Below are 16,428 nucleotides of genomic sequence, written 5' to 3'. Positions count from 1 at the left end.
ATGCCGATCAATATTCTCATGCCCGCGCTGTCGCCGACGATGGAAAAGGGCAACCTCGCCAAGTGGCTCAAGAAAGAGGGCGACAAGGTCAAGTCCGGCGACGTGATCGCGGAGATCGAGACCGACAAGGCGACGATGGAAGTCGAGGCGGTCGATGAAGGCACGATCGCCAAGATCGTGGTGCCCGAGGGCACCCAGGACGTGCCGGTCAACGACGTGATCGCGGTGCTCGCCGGCGACGGCGAGGACGTGAAGGCGGCGGCTAACGCCGGAGGCGGCGCGGCACCGGCGGCCAAGCCTGCCGAGGCACCGAAGCCCGCCGAAGCAGCTAAGCCGGCTCCTGCGGCCGCGCCTGAGCCGAAACCGGCCGCTGCACCGGCGCCACAGCCGGCAGCAGCTCCCGCGGCGCAGGCCAATGGACACGCCCGCATCTTCTCGTCGCCGTTGGCGCGGCGCCTCGCCAAGGAAGCCAATATCGAGATCGCCCGCATCACCGGCACCGGCCCGCACGGCCGCGTGGTCGCGCGTGACGTCGAGGAGGCCAAGTCCGGCAAGGGCCTGAAGGCGCCGGCGGCTGCGCCCGCAGCGGCCGGCCCGAGCATCGCGCCGTCGATGTCGGACAAGCAGATCCTGGCGCTGTACGAGCCGGGCTCCTACGAAATCGTCCCGCATGACGGCATGCGCCGCACCATCGCGCAGCGGCTCACCGCCTCGGTGCAGAATGTCCCGCACTTCTACCTGACCATCGACTGCGACATCGGCAAGCTGCTCGCCGCGCGCGAGGAGATCAACGCGTCAGCGCCGAAGGACAAGGAGAAGAAGCCGCTCTACAAGATCTCGGTCAACGACTTCGTCATCAAGGCGATGGCGGTGGCGTTGCAGAAGATCCCGAACTGCAACGTGAGCTGGACCGAAGGCGGCATGCTCAAGCACAAGCATTCCGACGTCGGCGTCGCGGTGGCGATGCCGGGCGGCCTGATCACCCCGATCATCCGCAAGGCCGAGACCAAGACGCTGTCGACCATCTCCAACGAGATGAAGGATTTCGCCGCGCGCGCCCGCGCCCGCAAGCTGAAGCCGGAGGAATACCAGGGCGGCACCACCGCAGTCTCCAACCTCGGCATGTACGGCATCAACCACTTCACCGCCGTGATCAACCCGCCGCATGCCTCGATCCTCGCGGTCGGCACCTCGGAGGAGCGCCCCGTCGTACGTGGCGGCAAGATCGAGATCGCACAGATGATGAGCGTCACCCTGTCGTGCGACCACCGCGCCATCGACGGCGCGCTCGGTGCCGAGCTGATCGGCGCCTTCAAGCAGTTGATCGAAAACCCCGTGATGATGATGGTCTGACGGGGATCGACCATGTACGCGATCTACGGTCCGTACGTCGTCCTCGCGGCCATCGCCATCGCGTTGCTCGTCGCGGTTAGCCGCGACCTCATTTCCACGATCCAGTTCAGGATCATGATCATCGGGACCGGCGTGCTCGCGCTGGTGTGGGCCGTGCTGCTCGGCACGGTCTGGCAGGAGTACAGGTAATGGCCGACACATCCTTCGACGTCATCATCATCGGCTCCGGCCCCGGCGGCTACGTCACCGCGATCCGCGCCGCCCAGCTCGGCTTCAAGACCGCGATCGTCGAGAAATCCTATCTCGGCGGCATCTGCCTGAACTGGGGCTGCATCCCGACCAAGGCGCTGCTGCGCTCGGCCGAGATCTACCATTACATGCAGCACGCCAAGGATTACGGGCTGTCGGCGGACAACGTCTCGTTCGATCCGAAGGCGGTGGTGCAGCGCTCGCGCGGCGTCTCGAAGCGGCTCAACGACGGCGTCGGCTTCCTGATGAAGAAGAACAAGGTCACGGTGATCTGGGGCGACGCCACGATCGACGCGCCCGGCAAGATCACGGTGAAGAAATCCGCGGTCGAAGCGCCGAAGGGCGCCAGCGGCGAGGGCGTCTATCAGGCCAAGCACATCATCGTCGCGACCGGCGCGCGGCCGCGCGTGCTGCCCGGGCTCGAGCCCGACAAGAAGCTGATCTGGACCTATTTCGAGGCGATGGTGCCGGAGCGGATGCCGAAGTCGCTGCTGGTGGTGGGCTCGGGCGCGATCGGCATCGAATTCGCCTCGTTCTTCCACACCATGGGATCCGACGTCACCGTGGTCGAGGTGTTGCCGCAGATCCTGCCCGTCGAGGACGCGGAGATCGCCGGGCTGGCGCGCAAGCGGTTCGAGAAGATGGGCATCAAGATCATGTCCTCGACCAAGGTGACGAAGCTGGAAAAGAAGGCCGACAGCGTGGTCGCGACCATCGACGACGGCAAGGGCCAGCCCCAGACCAAGGAATTCGAGCGCGTGATCTCGGCGGTCGGCGTGGTCGGCAATATCGAAAATCTCGGGCTGGAGAAGCTCGGCGTCAAGACCGACCGCGGTTGCATCGTGATCGACGGCCTCGGCAAGACCAACGTCCCCGGGATCTATGCGATCGGCGACGTCGCAGGACCCCCGATGCTGGCGCACAAGGCTGAGCATGAGGGCGTGATCTGCATCGAGGCGATCAAGGGCCTGCATCCGCATCCGATGGACAAGCTGCTGATCCCGGGCTGTACCTATTGCAACCCGCAGGTCGCCTCGGTTGGCCTCACGGAAGCCAAGGCCAAGGAGGGCGGCCGCGAGATCCGCATCGGCCGCTTCCCGTTCGTCGGTAACGGCAAGGCGATTGCGCTCGGCGAGGACCAGGGCCTCGTCAAGGTGGTGTTCGACAAGAAGACCGGGCAGTTGCTCGGCGCGCATATGATCGGCGCCGAGGTGACCGAGCTGATCCAGGGCTATGTGGTGGCGATGAACCTGGAGACCACGGAAGAGGAATTGATGCACACCGTGTTCCCGCATCCGACCTTGTCGGAGATGATGAAGGAAGCGGTGCTGGATGCGTACGGAAGGGTGCTGAATATTTGAGAGCCGCGGCTCAAGATTTGCCAGTTCCGTCATCCTGAGGCGCTCGCGAAGTGTGCCTCGAAGGATGAACGGTCCGGATCGAACAGCGGGGCCTGTCGCCCTTCGAGGGCCGCTGAAGAAGCGGCCACCTCAGGGTGACGGGTCTCATAGTGGTGAACCCAAGAACAAGAAAGAGCGCACCTCGTGAAAGACAACGACAACCTGACCATCGAACGCCCGACCTTCGTCACCCATCTCGAATGCGCGATGGAGGGGGATCATTATCCCGCCGACCAGGTGCACAATCTGTCCAAGGCCGGCAAACCGCTGTTGGTGCGTTACGACCTGGCGGGCGTGAAGAAGGCGCTGACCAAGGATGCGCTGGCGCAGCGTCCCGCCGATCTGTGGCGCTATCGCGAGCTGCTGCCGGTGCGCAAATGCCAGGACATCGTCAGCCTCGGCGAAGTCACGACGCCGCTGATCCGGCTGCCGAAGCTCGGCGCGAAGCTCGGCGGCGGCGAGATCATCGTCAAGGACGAGGGACGGCTGCCGACCGGCTCGTTCAAGGCGCGCGGGCTCGTGATGGCGGTGTCGATGGGCAAGGCGCTCGGCATCAAGCACATGGCGATGCCGACCAACGGCAATGCCGGCGCTGCGCTGGCGGCCTATGCGACCTCCTGCGGCATCAAGACCACGATCTTCTGCCCGGCCGACACGCCGGAGGTGAATGTCAGCGAGATCGAGCTCCAGGGCGCCACCGTCTACCGCGTCAACGGCTACATCGACGACTGCGGCAAGATCGTCGGCGAGGGCAAGGCGAAAGTCGGCTGGTTCGATACCTCGACCCTGAAGGAGCCGTACCGGATCGAGGGCAAGAAGACGATGGGCCTCGAGCTCGCCGAGCAACTCGGCTGGGACGTGCCCGACGTGATCTTCTATCCGACCGGCGGCGGCACCGGCCTGATCGGGATGTGGAAGGCGTTCGACGAGCTCGAGAAGATCGGCTTCATCGGCTCGAAGCGCCCGCGCATGGTGGCGGTGCAGGCCGCAGGCTGCGCGCCGATGGTGCGGGCCTATGAGGCCGGCACCGAGCACGCGGCGCGCTGGGAGGACGCCCACACCATCGCCTCCGGCATCCGCGTGCCGCAGGCGATCGGCGACTTCCTGATCCTGCGCGCGGTGCGTGAGAGCAAGGGCTTTGCGATCGCCGTCGATGACGACAAGATTTCTGCCGCGCTCAACGAGGTGGCGCGCGAGGAGGGGCTGCTGCTGTGCCCCGAAGGGGCTGCAACCTACGCCGCCTACAAAGAGAGCCTCGCCGACGGCCGCGTTACCAAGAGCGACCGCGTGATGCTGTTCAATTGCGCCAGCGGCCTGAAATACCCGTTGCCGCCGGTCACCCGCACGCTCGACCGGCACAAGCCGATCGACTTCTCGCAGTTCTGACGCCTCATCCGAAGGGCCATCTTGTCGAAAGGTGGCCCTTCAAAAATGATACGACAACGAAATTCGAGGGGAAGCGTGATGCGGAAGCTGGTGCTGGCCGTGCTGGCGATGGTGGCGTTGACGGGAACCGTCGCGGCAGAAACCTATCCGGCGCACCCGATCACCATCGTGGTGCCGTTCGCGGCCGGTGGTCCATCGGATGCGATGGCGCGTATCCTCGGCGAGCGCATGAAGCAGTCGCTCGGCGAGGTGGTCCTGATCGAGAACGTGACCGGGGCGGGTGGCTCGATCGGCGTCGGCCGCGCGGTGCGCGCCGCGCCGGATGGCTACACCGTCTCGTTCGGTCATCTCGGCACCCACGTCGCGAATGGCGCGATCTACAAGCTCGGCTACGACCTGGTCGACGATCTCGAGCCGGTGGTGCTGCTGCCGAGCAACCCGATGATCATCGTCAGCAAGAACGACGTGCCGGCGAAATCGCTGAAGGAACTGCTGGCGTGGCTGAAGTCGCGGCCATCGCCACCGACCGCGGGCACCGCCGGCGCCGGCAGCGGCAGCCATATCGCCGGGCTCTATTTCGAGAACGTCTCCGGCATCAAGCTGCAATACGTGCCGTATCGCGGCACCGGGCCGGCGCTGAATGACCTCGTCGCCGGTCAGATCGACATCATCGTCGACCAGACCTCGAACTCGATCAACCAGGTCCGCGCCGGAAACATCCGTGCCTATGCCGTCACCGATTCCAAGCGGGTTGCGAACGCGCCGGAGGTGCCGACGGTCGACGAGGCCGGCCTGCCGGGCTTCCACATGACGCTGTGGTCCGGGCTCTGGGTGCCGAAAGGCACGCCGAAGGAGATCGTGGCCAAGCTCAACACCGCGGCGGTGCAGGCGCTGCGCGATCCCGCCGTGAAGAAGCAGCTCGAAAATCTCGGCTTGCAGATGCCGCCGCAAGACCAACTCACGCCGGAAGCGCTCGGTGCCTGGCAGAAGGCGGAAATCGCCAAATGGTGGCCGATGATCAAGGCCGCCAATGTGAAGGTCGATTGAGAGGCCGGTCCACATTTCGGCGCGGGCGCCCATGAAGAATCTCGTTCTTGCTTGGCTTGTCTCCAGCGCCGCCTTTACAGTCGCCTTCGTCGGATGGATGATCTATTGGGCGATGTCGGATGGTGCACCCGTTCCATCCGGAGGCGCCATTCTTCGTTTGTCCTTGATCGCCCTGGCTGCTGCGCTGATCGTCCAGCTCGTTTACGGCGGCCTCGTCTACCTTATTCTGACGCGAAGCGGGCTCTGGAGTATTTGGACAATTGCGTTCGTGTACCTGTTGCCGGTCTTCTTCATCGACTACGGGATCGACACTCAGCGTGAGGCCCGCGGGATGATCGCCTGGATGGTGTTCGCCTGCCTCGTCGCAGGCGTGTCTTGGTTTTTCGCCCGCGCCGAGGTTCGTACGGAGACCGATCTGCTGTAGCGGCCGCAGTTGATCTCACTGCGCCGGCGCGGCGTTGCTCTCCTGCGTCACGACGCGGTCGCTGCTCTTTGCTGCGAGCGCAGTGCCTGCATCCTCGAAGCGCGCCTGATACACCGCGAAATTCTCCATCACGCGCTGCACGTAGTTGCGCGTCTCCGACAATGGAATCCGCTCGACCCAGTCGATCGCATCGACATTGGGGTCGCGCGGATCGCCATAGGCCTTGATCCAGTCGCGGACCCGGCCGCGGCCGGCATTGTAGCCGGCAAAGGTCATGATGTGGCAGCCACGGTATTCCGACAGCAGGGCGCTCAACTCGGCCGCACCCATCTGGGTGTTGTAGACCGGATCGGACACCATCCTGTCCCAGTCGTAGCTGACCTTGAAGCGCTTGGCGGTGTCGCGGCCGGCTTCCGGCGTCACCTGCATCAGGCCGACGGCGTTGGCTGCCGACTTGTCGCGCTGGTCGAACGCGCTCTCGGTACGCGCGATCGAGTAGGTCATGCTGCGCCCGATATCGGGAGCGATCGGGGCGTGCCTGGGAATGCCGATGACCGGGAAGGCGTAGTGGTCGAAGGCAAAGCCGCGGCCGAGCGCGATCTTGCCGAGTTGCAGCATGGTGCGGGCATCGTTGCGACGGCCGGTGAGTTCGCCGAGCGCCTCGAGCATGCCGACGTCGGTGCTTTCCTCGGCGAGGTCGGCGACGAAATAGAGCACGACGTCCGGCTCGCCGATCGCGTAGAGCATGTCGGCGGCCCGCACCCGCTCGTCGGCGGCCATGCTGCCGGCGTTGGCCGCTGATGTCGGCGCGCGCAGCTCGATGCCATCACGGCCGAGCTTGGCCAGCGCGAGCTGGCCGTAATAGGCGGTCGGGTAGCGCGCAGCAGCCTGATAGTCGGCCCGCATCGCCGCGGAGTTGCCGAGCGCCTCGGCGGCCCGGCCGCGCCAATAGGCGGCGCGCGCCAGCACGGTCGGGTTGGTCTGGCCTTCGTCGATGTGAGCGAAATGCGCCGCGGCGGTGCTGGCATCGTCGAGATAGCGCAGCGCGATCCAGCCGCGCATGAAGTGCATGTCGGAACGGTAGTAGGGGTTGTCCGGCGGCGCCGCGCCCCGGATTACGTCATAGGCCGCCTGGTACTCACCCTGGTCGAGCAGCTTGCGGGAGAGGATGCGGCGCTCGCGCCACCATTGATCGGTGTCTTGCAGCGCCATCGTCTCGGGCGCAGCCGCGATCGTCACGCGCGCCGCATCGTCGATCCTGTTCTTCGCGAGCAGCCACTGGATGCGGCAGAGCGTGTAGCCGAGGTCGCTACGGGCATCGGCCGGCACGTCGTTGAGCGTGTCCTCTGCCTTGCTCGATTGTCCGCGGACTGCCCCGCAGGCCTTCACGATGGCCACTGCATCGCTGCCGAGGTGCTGCGCCGCGCGCCTGGCACCGGTTAGATCCTTGGCGCCGATCCGCTTGTCCATGCGGGCGCGGTGATCGTCCGACGTCAGCAGGTCCTTGAACGCGTCGTAGGCGTCGCTCTCGGTCCGGTCCAGCAACTCTTCCGAGCGCCAGGCCTCGCGGACCAGCCGCGCGGCGCCATCGCGATCGCCTTCGACCAGCAAGGTGCGGGCGAGCGCGAACTTGCCCTTGGCGCTGATCGGCTGATCGAGGGTGAAGCCGTGCACCGTGGCCGGATCGCTGCGCTCCTGCCACAACCGCGCCTCGGCCCGCTTGCGCAGCAGCGTGACGCTTGGCCAGTCCGGGTTGGCGGTGACGAACGCGGCGTAACGGCTGAACGGCGCGCTCGATTCCGAATGCCGCAGCAGGTACCACTCGACGAGCTTCCGCCCCACCGGGTCGGTGATCTTCGCCTGGATGTCGGTCGCCTCGTCGGTCTTGCCCCGGCGCGCGGCAAGGATGGCGTCCCTGATCGTGGCGAGGTCGCCCGACAGTTGCGGCCCGGCGGGTTTCTCCGGCTCGGATGCCTTCGCGGTTTCAGCCGGCTTGGACGGAACGGATTTGGCCTTCGCTGACTTGGGTTTGTCGGCGCTGTGTCTGGCATGGCGACGCTTGCCGGAGGCAGCCTCGCGCGCGGACTTGGTGTTCGATTTGGTGTTGGACTTGGCGCTGGGCGCCTTCTTGTCCCCGTGGCCGCTCTTGGCCTGGTGATGCGGCTTGGCGATGGCATGAACGGGACACAGCGCAAGTGCTGCGGCGGTGGCGAAGCACGCCAGCGGACGTAGGCAACGGTTCATTCCCTGGTCCCCCTGAGAAACCATGAGGCACAACAGAACGCGTCATACGGCGGCACAACCGCCGCAGATTACCACCACCCTCGATTCTCGAGTGTTAATGCGGCTGCAACTCAACAGGGAAAACACGGCAAAATATGGAACGCGGCGTGTGGAACCCGCCGGAACCGGGATTCCACGGGCGTCCAGGGGGCCGACATCGCGGTTTGACCGGTCGTGGCCGGCCTGTATGTTCGATGAGAAGGGCCGGGGGCGCGCATGTCGTGGACGGATCAATTGTTGCGGGCCAACGCGCCATGACGGTTGGCCTCACGACCATTGTGGACGGCGGCCGCTATTTCGAAGGCCCGCGCTGGCATCGCGGACGGCTGTGGTTCGTCGATTGCATGGCGCGGACGCTGCTTAGCGTCAGTCCGTCGGGTGACCTGCAAGAGCATGCCGCAGTGATCGATGACACGCCGTGTGGTCTCGGCGTGCTGCCCGACGGGGACATCGTCGTGCTGACGATGTTCAAGAAGCGGCTGCTGCGGTTCTCCGGCGGGACGCTCTCGCTCTATGCCGACCTCTCGAAACTCGCGATCGGCACCATCGACGACATGATCGTCGACGGGCAGGGGCGCGCTTATGTCGGCGATCTCGGCTTCGACTTGCCGCCGCCGGAGGGCCGCGGCGCGGTCGGCCGGATCATCCTGGTGATGCCGGACGGCAACGCGCGCGTCGTCGCGGATGGCTTGCGGTTTCCCAATGGCATTGCCGTCTCCGCCGACCATCAGCGGCTCGTCGTCGCTGAAATGGATGGCGCTTGCCTTGCCGACTACGACATCGCGTCGGACGGCGGCCTGAACCTCCGTGGGCGGCTCGGCCGCGTCAGCGACCCCGATGGCATCTGCCTTGATCGCGATGGAGCGGCCTGGGTCGCGTCATTCACGGAGGACGCCTTCGTCCGGATCGGCCGCGATGGTGCGGAGTGTGGGCGTATCGCCATCCCCGGGCGCCGCGCACTGGCCTGTGCGCTCGGTGGAGCGGATCGCAGGACGTTGTTCTGCCTCAGCGCGGCGACGTCGTATGCGGAGTTGAGGCAGGGCAAATCTGTGTCGCGGATCGACGTGGTCGCGGTCGATGCGCCAGGCGACGGCTATCCCTGATCCGTGCCTCACCGGCAAAGGGCTATTTGGACGAGGGCCGCCTGGAAAGCTGCTTCTTCTCCATCTTCTCCTTCTTTTTCAGGATATCGGCCTGGCTCCTGAAGGCGCGGGCGAGGGAGCGCATCTCGTCGGCGACAACGACATCGGCCGTCGCCGAAGCGACCCGTTCCGCGGTTTGCGCCTGCTTGCGAATTGCCTTGGCCATTTTCATGAAGCAACCAATCGTGTTGCGGCGGTCTGGTTCCGGATGCGGGCCAGTATCTTTCCGTCTTGAGTTTTGTTCCTGTTTCGTTCATAGTGGAGCGCATTCGGGAGAATGCGGCCATGGATGCCGAACGAGACCGCGAAATCATCAGACTATGGAATGAACTGCGCCGGCTACAGCGCGAGGGACGTCCGACGGCGTCGCTGGTCCGCAGGATCGAAACGGCGCTCGCGGCCAGGGAGCAGGAAGCGGCCTGACCCCAAGCCAAACCATCCGAAGCGCGCTCTATCGCCCGCCGTCAGGCCCCATCACCAGATTGGGCAGCCAGGTCGAGATCTCCGGGACGAAACACAGCAGCAGCACGGCGAGCATCATCAGCAGCACGAACGGCAGCGTGCCCCAGATCACCTCGCTCAAGGGGATGTCGGGCGCGACGTTGCGGATGACGAAGATGTTGAGGCCGACCGGGGGGTGGATCAGGCCCATCTCCATCACGATGGTCATGACGACGCCGAACCAGATGATGTCGAACTCGGCCGCGCGCAGCGGCGGCAGGATGATCGGAGCGGTCATCAGGATGATCGAGACCGGCGGCAGGAAGAAGCCGAGCACGATCACCATCACCAGGATCGCAAACAGCAGCTCCCAGCGCGGCAGATGCATCGCGACGATCGCCTCGGCCGCCGACTGCGAGATGTGCAGATAGCTCATCACGTAGGAATAGAGCAGCGACATGCCGATGATCAGCATCAGCATGGTGGATTCCCGGATCGTCGATTTCAGGATCGGCGACAGGTCGCTCGGCTTCCAGACGCTGTAGATCACCGCGATCAGCGCCAGCGCCAACAGGCCGCCGAGGCCCGCGGTTTCCGACGGCGTGGCATAGCCGCCATAGAGCGCGATCATCACGCCCGTCAGCAACAGCACGAACGGGATCACCCGCGGCAGCGCGCTGAAGCGCTCGGCCATGGTGAACTCGTCATGCTGCAAGATCGCTGCGTCCTTGCCGGTCGCGTCATAGACGGCTTTGGCCGTCGCATATTCCTTGCGGAAGCGGAACACGGCGTAGAGCCCGAACAACGTCACCAGCAGCAGGCCGGGGCCGATGCCGGCGAGGAACAGCCGCCCGAGCGATTTCTCGGCGGCGACCGCGAACAGGATCATCGTGATCGAGGGCGGCAGCAGGATGCCGAGCGTACCGCCGGCGGCGATGATCCCCGCGGCAAAGCCGCCGGAATAGCCGCGCTTGCGCATCTCCGGAATGCCGGCCGAGCCGATCGCCGAGCAGGTGGCGGGCGAGGAGCCGGCCATCGCCGCAAACAGCGCGCAGGCGAACACATTGGCGACGCCGAGGCCGCCGGGCACGCGGTGCAGCCAGGCATGCAGCGCCGAATAGAGGTCCTGGCCGGCGCGCGACTTGCCGATCGCCGCGCCCTTCAGGATGAACAGCGGGATCGACAGCAGCGTGATCGAGGCCATCTCCTCGTAGACGTTCTGCGTCACGGTATCGAGCGAGGCCGCCGGCATGTAGATCGCCATGAACACGACCGCGACCGCGCCGAGCGCGAATGCGATCGGCATGCCGGAGAACATCGCAAACAGGGTGGCAAGTCCGTAGGAGATGCCAATACCAAACACGGTCATCGGCGCGCGCCACCGGTCAACGGAATGAGGATTTGCAGCAGCAACTGGACGCAGAGCAGGGTCATGCCGAGCGCCATCAGGCCATAGGGGATCGCAAGCGGGGGCGACCACATCGAGTTGGATACCTGGCCGTCGACGTAAGCCTCGTGCGCGAGTGTCCAGGACTTCCAGGCGAAGAAGGTGCAGAACGCGAAGCTCGCGACGTCGACCAGCCACAGCCTGATGCCGTTGGCGCGGGCCGAGAGCAGGCCGACGAAGGCCTCGATGCTGACATGGCCGCGCTGGCTCTGCACATAGGCCGAGGTCATGAAAGTGGCGCCGACCAGCAGGAACACCGCCGCCTCGTCCTGCCAGTAGTTCGGGCTGTGGAACAGGGCGCGGCCGAGCACGCTGTAGCTCAGGATCACGCAGGCCGCGATCAGGGCGAGGGCTGCGAACACCACGATGACGTTGTTGCAGACGGACAGCGCGCGCCCAAGCATGGCCACGGGTGTATTACCCGTGGCGATGCAGTTGGTTTCGGCTTGATCCGCGACCGGACCATGCATCATGCGGGGACGTCGCTTGCGAGCTTCAGCAGGTTGGCGGCCATCGCCGTCTTGGCACCGTAATCCTTCCAAGCGGTGTCGCGGGCGATGTCGCGCCATTTGCCGACAATGGCGGCGTCGAGCGCACTGACCTTGGCGCCGGCCTTTTCATAGACCTTGGCGACCTCGACGTCGTCGTCCTGCGCGCCCTTGCGGCCGAACGCTTCGAGCTCGGCGCCGACGGCGAGGATGATGTCCTGCTGGTTCTTCGGAAGCTTGTCGAAGATCGCCTTCGACATCATCAGCGGCTCCAGCATGAACCAGTACGACGCGCCGGCACCGGACGTCAGCGACTTCGCGACTTCCTCGAGGCGGAACGAGATCAGGCTGGTCGACGAGGTGATGCCGGCGTCACACGCGCCGGTCTGCATCGCGGCGTAGATCTCGTTGGATGGCACCGACAGCACCGCGGCACCGGCGGTCTGCAACACCATGTCCATCTCGCGCGAGCCGCCGCGCACCTTCATGCCCTTGGCATCTTCCGGCGCGACGATCGCCTTGGAGCGGCTGGCGACGCCGCCGGCCTGCCAGACCCAGGAGATCAGGAGGATGCCCTTGTCGGCGAGAAAGTCGCTCAATGCCTTGCCGACCGGCTCCTTCTTCCAGCGCAGGCCCTGGTCGTAGGTGGTGACGAGGCCCGGCATCAGCCCGATATTGGTCTCCGGCAGTTCGCCGCCGGCATACGGCATCGGATACAGGCTGAGGTCGAGCGCGCCCTTGCGCATCGCCGAGAACTGCGCGTTGGTCTTGATCAGCGACGAGTTCGGATAGACCTCGGCCGTGAGGTCGCCGCCCGAGCGCTTGGCGACCTCGGCTGCGAACATCCGGCACAGCCGGTCGCGGAAGTCGCCCTTGTCGATCGTGCCGCCGGGGAATTGGTGCGAGATCTTCAGCGTGGTCGCGGCGTGAGCGGTCCCGACGCCCATCCGCAAGACGGCGGGCGCGGCGAGGGCGGATGCGAGGACGTGGCGGCGTGTGAGCATGGTTCTTCCCCTGAAGAGCTTCTTGAGTGGCTGTTAGGCCGGCGCGGAGTTCTAGCTTAGCCGGTCTTCGCGTGAGTTTTCTCTAATCTGATAGTTCGAGGCGCCCTGATAGTGCGGGCGGATGCACGACGGCAAGTGCTTGCCTTGCTGCGGCGCACACTGCGGCGTGGCGACGCACGGGGCGCGACTCGGGCGTGCGCCGCGATGGTTCAAGAATTCGTTATTGAGGTAACAGCTGAAGGTGCGGATGCGTCGAGCAGAGAGCGGCAGTCGTCGCGCTCACATTCGAACAAGGAACATCATCATGACCACCAGGACCCGCCTCGGCCTTTCCGCCGCGCTGCTCTCGTTCAGCATCGCGCTGGCGCCGGCCGCCTTCGCTCAGGACAAGATGGGCAAGGACGACGCGATGAAGAAGGAAGACACGATGTCCAAGGATGCGATGAAGAAAGACGGTGGCATGATGAAGAAGGACGACGCCATGAAGAAGGATGGCGGCGCGATGATGAAGAAAGATGACGGCATGAAGAAGAACTGATTGCCGGCACGCCTCGTCGTCAGCAGGCCCGCCGTCGTGGCGGGCCTGGTCACGTCTCAGCGCTTCTTCTTGCCACGCTCCTTGCGCGCCGCGTAGCGGGCGTCGCGCTTGGCCTTCTGCTCGGCGAGCAGCGCCTCCTCGCGGGCGGCTTCCTCTTCCTTCTCGCGCGCGATCCGAGCGGCCTCGGCAGCAGCGGCTTCTTCAGCAAGCCGCTGCTGCTCGGCCTTCTCGGCTTCGCGGGCCTCCTTGGCCTGGGTGCGGCGCGCGGCGATCGCAGCACGCTCCTCGGCCCGCGCCTTCACAGTGGGATCGTCGGCGCCCGGCTGGGCGCGAAACTTGTTGAGGAGGTTTTGCCGCGCCTGCAGGGCCGCCTTTTGGCGGTCGGCAAAACCCGGTTCCTTGAAGCCACTCATAGAGGAAGCCTTGCTGCTTTCTGTTCAGTGATGGGATGGGGTTCGGCGCTTCAATAAGTGAACAGCGGCGAAATTGCCAGTGGCGAACGGCGCGCCGGGGAGCAAGGGAGATATGAGCGCACAGCAATCGATCGATCATGGCCGTTGCAGCCACCCGATCAGGGGCCTGGTGAGTGGTTGGTCACCCGGTGCGCCGGAATTTCAGCCGCGTTGAAATTGTTCGCGCCGGGCGTTGCCCAGCACGCGGGCGACCGTTTCGGCGGTCATCGCGCTCCGGTCCGAGGCGCGCTGGGCTTCCAGCCTGTCGCGGGCCCTTTCGGTGATCAGGAGGCTGATCAGGCGCAACCTGCTGGTCTCGTCGACCGCCTCCGAGAGCAACTGCTTGTAACGCTGATAGTCGTAGGTCGCTTCTTGTTCGCTCACCGGCACGCTCCGCACCACGCGCTCTCGTCGGGGTGCAGCTTTTCGCGAGTCGCCGGCGCCCGCAATGGAATTGCAGCGCCGAGGCGGAGCGTGCGCAATTCATTGTACGAGTGTTGCAAAATTGATCGCACGCAACCGTGCAAACGGTCATGATACGGTCAACGGTAATAGGGGAACCGCAGCGGTCATGAGCGAATCCGACGACGGCGGCAACCGCCGAGGCGCGCTGATCGGATTGCTGATCGCGGTGGTCATGCTCGCGGTCGGCCTGTGGCTTGCACATGACCTGACGGCGGCGAGCAAGATGCAGGACTGCCTGATGTCGGGCCGCACCAACTGCAATGTGATCGAGCCGGCACGCTGATCCGATCTTGCGGCAGTGCAATATCGTTCCCACATCAAAACCAAAGACTCAGCCCGAACTGTCTGGTCCTGATTGTGATTTCAGTCACGCGTGGACAGGCGGGCGGTCTCATCGATTCCCAGAGATCGGCGGGAACCAAGGCCATGATATCCAAGCTGTGGTCCGTAAAGGGCGCGGCGCTGGCTGCCGCGGGGGCGGCGGGTGCCGTTTTGGTGGCGTATCTGTTCGCGGCGCTGGCGTCGCCCGAACCGGTGTCGAGCGCCGGGCTCGGACCGGACTGGCAATGCAGCCGGGTGGCTTTCGTGCTCACCATCTGCACCCGGGCAACCGAGGCCGTGGGCGAGAACCGGGCAATTCCCGTACGGGCGAAGGACGATTGTCCGCCGGAACTCTAGCCGGCTGTGCCGCTGTGGCGCGGCCGTCTTGGGCTACTTCTTGGTGGCGCCGCGCGGCTTGATCGACAGGCCGAGGCGCATCGCCATCTTCTTGATTCGCTCCGGCGAACGGCCGGTCGCCTTGACGACGTCTTCCAGCGACTTCGAGGAACGCGCCAATTCCATCAGTCGCCGGTCCTCCTTGAACGACCACCGCGGCTTTCGGGCCATCTTGTTGGTATCCTTGTGCATTGCAGGGCAACAAGGCCGCCAGGCGGGGTCGCCTGACGGCCTTGCCGGTGTGGGCCCGGACCTTGGGGAAGTGTCCGGTGGATAAGCAATACTGCTTCCGGATAAGGTCGCAATTGAAACCGGAATTTAACCTAACCTATCAAGGTTACTCGGATACAGCGTGGCAGGAGGCCTTATGCGCCAGGTCGCCATTTTGAGTGCCACAGCATTTTTGCTGTCCGGTTGCTGGTCCGACCCGGAGGTCACGGGATCGACCAACAGCTGCGCGTCCAATCTTTATAGCCAGTACAATCCGAAGGTCATGGACCAGTGCGTCAACGCCTGCATCAAATGCGACCACGGCGTTGTCACGACCTGCACGACCTCCTGCACGCTGAAGGGCGCACGATAACGGCGTGCCTTGCGCGGCAAGATGAACGTCTTTATCGCGTCTCGGTCGGCGGCGCCGTTGTTGCGCCGGAAACCGAGAGCGTGGAACAGCGATGAGCGGGCTTACCTATGTCGCGGTCGATTGGGGCACCAGCAGCTTCCGCCTCTGGCTTATGAACGCGAACGGCGAGGTGTTGGGCGAACGCCGGAGCGACCAGGGCATGACGGTCGCGGCCGGCACCGGCTTTGCGTCGGTGCTGCAATCGCATCTCGATGCGCTGGGTGTTGCGGCCGACCTTCCGGTCGTGATCTGCGGCATGGCGGGCGCGCGGCAGGGATGGGTCGAGACCGGCTATGTCGACGCGCCGGCACGTCTGTCCGACATCCTCACCGGCGCTGTCGCGGTACGTGGCTCGGCGCGCGACATTCGGATCCTGCCGGGGATCGCGCAGCGCGATGCCGCGGCACCCGATGTGATGCGTGGGGAAGAAACCCAGCTGCTCGGCGCACTCGGTCTGGACGCGGCAATTGACGCCGATGTCTGCCTGCCGGGAACGCACTCCAAATGGGTGCGGGTACGAAGCGGAACGGTCGAGCGCTTCGCGACCTTCATGACCGGAGAGCTGTTCGGCGCGATCGCGCGCGACACCATCCTGTCGCATGCGGTCGCGGGCGCGGAGGACGCGATCGATCGCGATGCGTTTTGCTCGGCCGTTGCAGCGGTGTTTGCGGCGCCGGCACTGTCGGCCAATCTGCTGTTCCGGGTGCGATCGCGGCAGTTGCTGTTCGGCGGCAGCGCGCAGTCGGCGCGTGAGACGATCTCGGGCACGCTGATCGGCGCCGAGCTCGCCGCTGGCCTTGCGGAGCGTGAGGCAGGCGCGCCGGTCACGCTGATCGCTTCGGGCCGTCTTCGACAACTCTATCAAACGGCACTCGAACGGCTTTCGATCCCGTTCAACGTGATCGATGCGGAGGAGGCGGTTCGCCGTGGCCTCGGCCACGCGGCGGCATCGATCTGGCGCAACTGAAGG

The 16,428-nt window shown here is 65.2% G+C and carries 21 protein-coding genes; 13 read left to right on the top strand and 8 right to left on the bottom strand.

Annotation, left to right across the window (positions count from 1 at the left end; all coding sequences use genetic code 11):
* From CWS35_RS25560 to CWS35_RS25540, 6 genes are all read left to right on the top strand, one after another.
* On the top strand, positions 1 to 1,353 hold the full coding sequence (locus tag CWS35_RS25560) for a pyruvate dehydrogenase complex dihydrolipoamide acetyltransferase (protein WP_100954486.1): 1,353 nt from the start codon (positions 1 to 3) through the stop codon (positions 1,351 to 1,353).
* 12 nt (positions 1,354 to 1,365) lie between these two features.
* Positions 1,366 to 1,542, top strand: coding sequence for a hypothetical protein (locus tag CWS35_RS39635; RefSeq protein ID WP_168200204.1), 177 nt, complete (start codon positions 1,366 to 1,368; stop codon positions 1,540 to 1,542).
* The gene (gene lpdA / locus CWS35_RS25555) at positions 1,542 to 2,963 is read left to right on the top strand and encodes a dihydrolipoyl dehydrogenase (RefSeq protein WP_100954484.1); all 1,422 of its coding nucleotides are present in this window, start codon (positions 1,542 to 1,544) and stop codon (positions 2,961 to 2,963) included. The genes CWS35_RS39635 and lpdA overlap by 1 nt, the downstream gene beginning before the upstream one ends.
* A 183-nt stretch (positions 2,964 to 3,146) precedes the next feature.
* Complete coding sequence (locus tag CWS35_RS25550; RefSeq protein WP_024583577.1) at positions 3,147 to 4,388, top strand: threonine synthase; 1,242 nt, start codon at positions 3,147 to 3,149, stop codon at positions 4,386 to 4,388.
* 78 nt (positions 4,389 to 4,466) lie between these two features.
* Complete coding sequence (locus tag CWS35_RS25545; RefSeq protein WP_100954482.1) at positions 4,467 to 5,435, top strand: tripartite tricarboxylate transporter substrate binding protein BugD; 969 nt, start codon at positions 4,467 to 4,469, stop codon at positions 5,433 to 5,435.
* Positions 5,436 to 5,466: 31 nt separating this feature from the next.
* Positions 5,467 to 5,859 (top strand): hypothetical protein, encoded by a 393-nt coding sequence (locus CWS35_RS25540; protein ID WP_100954480.1) that lies wholly within the window; start codon positions 5,467 to 5,469, stop codon positions 5,857 to 5,859.
* Positions 5,860 to 5,874: 15 nt separating this feature from the next.
* Here the strand turns inward: CWS35_RS25540 and CWS35_RS25535 are convergent, their stop codons facing one another.
* Positions 5,875 to 8,103 carry a lytic transglycosylase domain-containing protein gene (locus tag CWS35_RS25535; RefSeq protein WP_100954478.1) on the bottom strand — a complete coding sequence of 743 codons (2,229 nt, stop codon included), beginning with the start codon at positions 8,101 to 8,103 and terminating at the stop codon, positions 5,875 to 5,877.
* A 293-nt stretch (positions 8,104 to 8,396) separates the two neighbouring features.
* Here CWS35_RS25535 and CWS35_RS25530 point away from each other — a divergent pair, with 293 nt between their 5' ends.
* On the top strand, positions 8,397 to 9,245 hold the full coding sequence (locus CWS35_RS25530; RefSeq protein WP_100954476.1) for an SMP-30/gluconolactonase/LRE family protein: 849 nt from the start codon (positions 8,397 to 8,399) through the stop codon (positions 9,243 to 9,245).
* Positions 9,246 to 9,267: 22 nt separating this feature from the next.
* Here the strand turns inward: CWS35_RS25530 and CWS35_RS25525 are convergent, their stop codons facing one another.
* Positions 9,268 to 9,456, bottom strand: a complete 189-nt coding sequence (locus CWS35_RS25525; protein ID WP_245438658.1) for a hypothetical protein — start codon at positions 9,454 to 9,456, stop codon at positions 9,268 to 9,270.
* Between the two features lie 113 nt (positions 9,457 to 9,569).
* On the opposite strand from CWS35_RS25525, the gene CWS35_RS39110 reads away from it, so the two are divergent.
* The gene (locus CWS35_RS39110) at positions 9,570 to 9,707 is read left to right on the top strand and encodes a hypothetical protein (protein WP_157817227.1); all 138 of its coding nucleotides are present in this window, start codon (positions 9,570 to 9,572) and stop codon (positions 9,705 to 9,707) included.
* Positions 9,708 to 9,735: 28 nt separating this feature from the next.
* Here the strand turns inward: CWS35_RS39110 and CWS35_RS25520 are convergent, their stop codons facing one another.
* The 3 genes from CWS35_RS25520 to dctP are packed head-to-tail and all read right to left on the bottom strand — an operon-like array spanning position 9,736 to position 12,664.
* Positions 9,736 to 11,094, bottom strand: coding sequence for a TRAP transporter large permease (locus tag CWS35_RS25520; protein WP_100954474.1), 1,359 nt, complete (start codon positions 11,092 to 11,094; stop codon positions 9,736 to 9,738).
* Entirely contained in the window at positions 11,091 to 11,642 is a 552-nt protein-coding gene (locus tag CWS35_RS25515) for a TRAP transporter small permease (RefSeq protein ID WP_168226501.1), read from the bottom strand. The genes CWS35_RS25520 and CWS35_RS25515 overlap by 4 nt, the downstream gene beginning before the upstream one ends.
* Complete coding sequence (gene dctP, locus CWS35_RS25510; RefSeq protein WP_024583585.1) at positions 11,642 to 12,664, bottom strand: TRAP transporter substrate-binding protein DctP; 1,023 nt, start codon at positions 12,662 to 12,664, stop codon at positions 11,642 to 11,644. Before dctP ends, CWS35_RS25515 begins: the two co-directional genes overlap by 1 nt.
* Positions 12,665 to 12,968: 304 nt before the next feature.
* Between dctP and CWS35_RS25505 the strand changes: the two genes are divergently transcribed.
* Complete coding sequence (locus tag CWS35_RS25505; RefSeq protein ID WP_024583586.1) at positions 12,969 to 13,202, top strand: pentapeptide MXKDX repeat protein; 234 nt, start codon at positions 12,969 to 12,971, stop codon at positions 13,200 to 13,202.
* A 56-nt stretch (positions 13,203 to 13,258) separates the two neighbouring features.
* Here the strand turns inward: CWS35_RS25505 and CWS35_RS25500 are convergent, their stop codons facing one another.
* Positions 13,259 to 13,615, bottom strand: a complete 357-nt coding sequence (locus tag CWS35_RS25500) for a DUF6481 family protein (protein WP_024583587.1) — start codon at positions 13,613 to 13,615, stop codon at positions 13,259 to 13,261.
* Positions 13,616 to 13,816: 201 nt separating this feature from the next.
* A complete protein-coding gene (locus CWS35_RS25495; RefSeq protein WP_100956655.1) occupies positions 13,817 to 14,038 on the bottom strand; it encodes a hypothetical protein in 222 nt (73 codons plus the stop codon).
* A 187-nt stretch (positions 14,039 to 14,225) separates the two neighbouring features.
* On the opposite strand from CWS35_RS25495, the gene CWS35_RS39630 reads away from it, so the two are divergent.
* Both CWS35_RS39630 and CWS35_RS25490 read left to right on the top strand, forming a co-directional pair.
* Positions 14,226 to 14,402, top strand: coding sequence for a hypothetical protein (locus CWS35_RS39630; RefSeq protein WP_168200205.1), 177 nt, complete (start codon positions 14,226 to 14,228; stop codon positions 14,400 to 14,402).
* 143 nt (positions 14,403 to 14,545) lie between these two features.
* Positions 14,546 to 14,797 (top strand): hypothetical protein, encoded by a 252-nt coding sequence (locus tag CWS35_RS25490; protein ID WP_100954470.1) that lies wholly within the window; start codon positions 14,546 to 14,548, stop codon positions 14,795 to 14,797.
* 33 nt (positions 14,798 to 14,830) lie between these two features.
* On the opposite strand, the gene CWS35_RS25485 is transcribed toward CWS35_RS25490, so the two are convergent.
* Entirely contained in the window at positions 14,831 to 15,007 is a 177-nt protein-coding gene (locus CWS35_RS25485; protein WP_168200206.1) for a hypothetical protein, read from the bottom strand.
* Positions 15,008 to 15,203: 196 nt separating this feature from the next.
* Between CWS35_RS25485 and CWS35_RS25480 the strand changes: the two genes are divergently transcribed.
* Entirely contained in the window at positions 15,204 to 15,419 is a 216-nt protein-coding gene (locus CWS35_RS25480; RefSeq protein WP_100954468.1) for a hypothetical protein, read from the top strand.
* A 91-nt stretch (positions 15,420 to 15,510) separates the two neighbouring features.
* On the top strand, positions 15,511 to 16,425 hold the full coding sequence (locus CWS35_RS25475) for a 2-dehydro-3-deoxygalactonokinase (RefSeq protein ID WP_100954466.1): 915 nt from the start codon (positions 15,511 to 15,513) through the stop codon (positions 16,423 to 16,425).
* The last annotated feature ends 3 nt before the right edge of the window (positions 16,426 to 16,428 follow it).

It is taken from the genome of Bradyrhizobium sp. SK17 (genome assembly GCF_002831585.1).
Taxonomy (GTDB): Bacteria; Pseudomonadota; Alphaproteobacteria; order Rhizobiales; family Xanthobacteraceae; genus Bradyrhizobium.
This window is presented reverse-complemented; position numbering and strand designations above follow the sequence as displayed.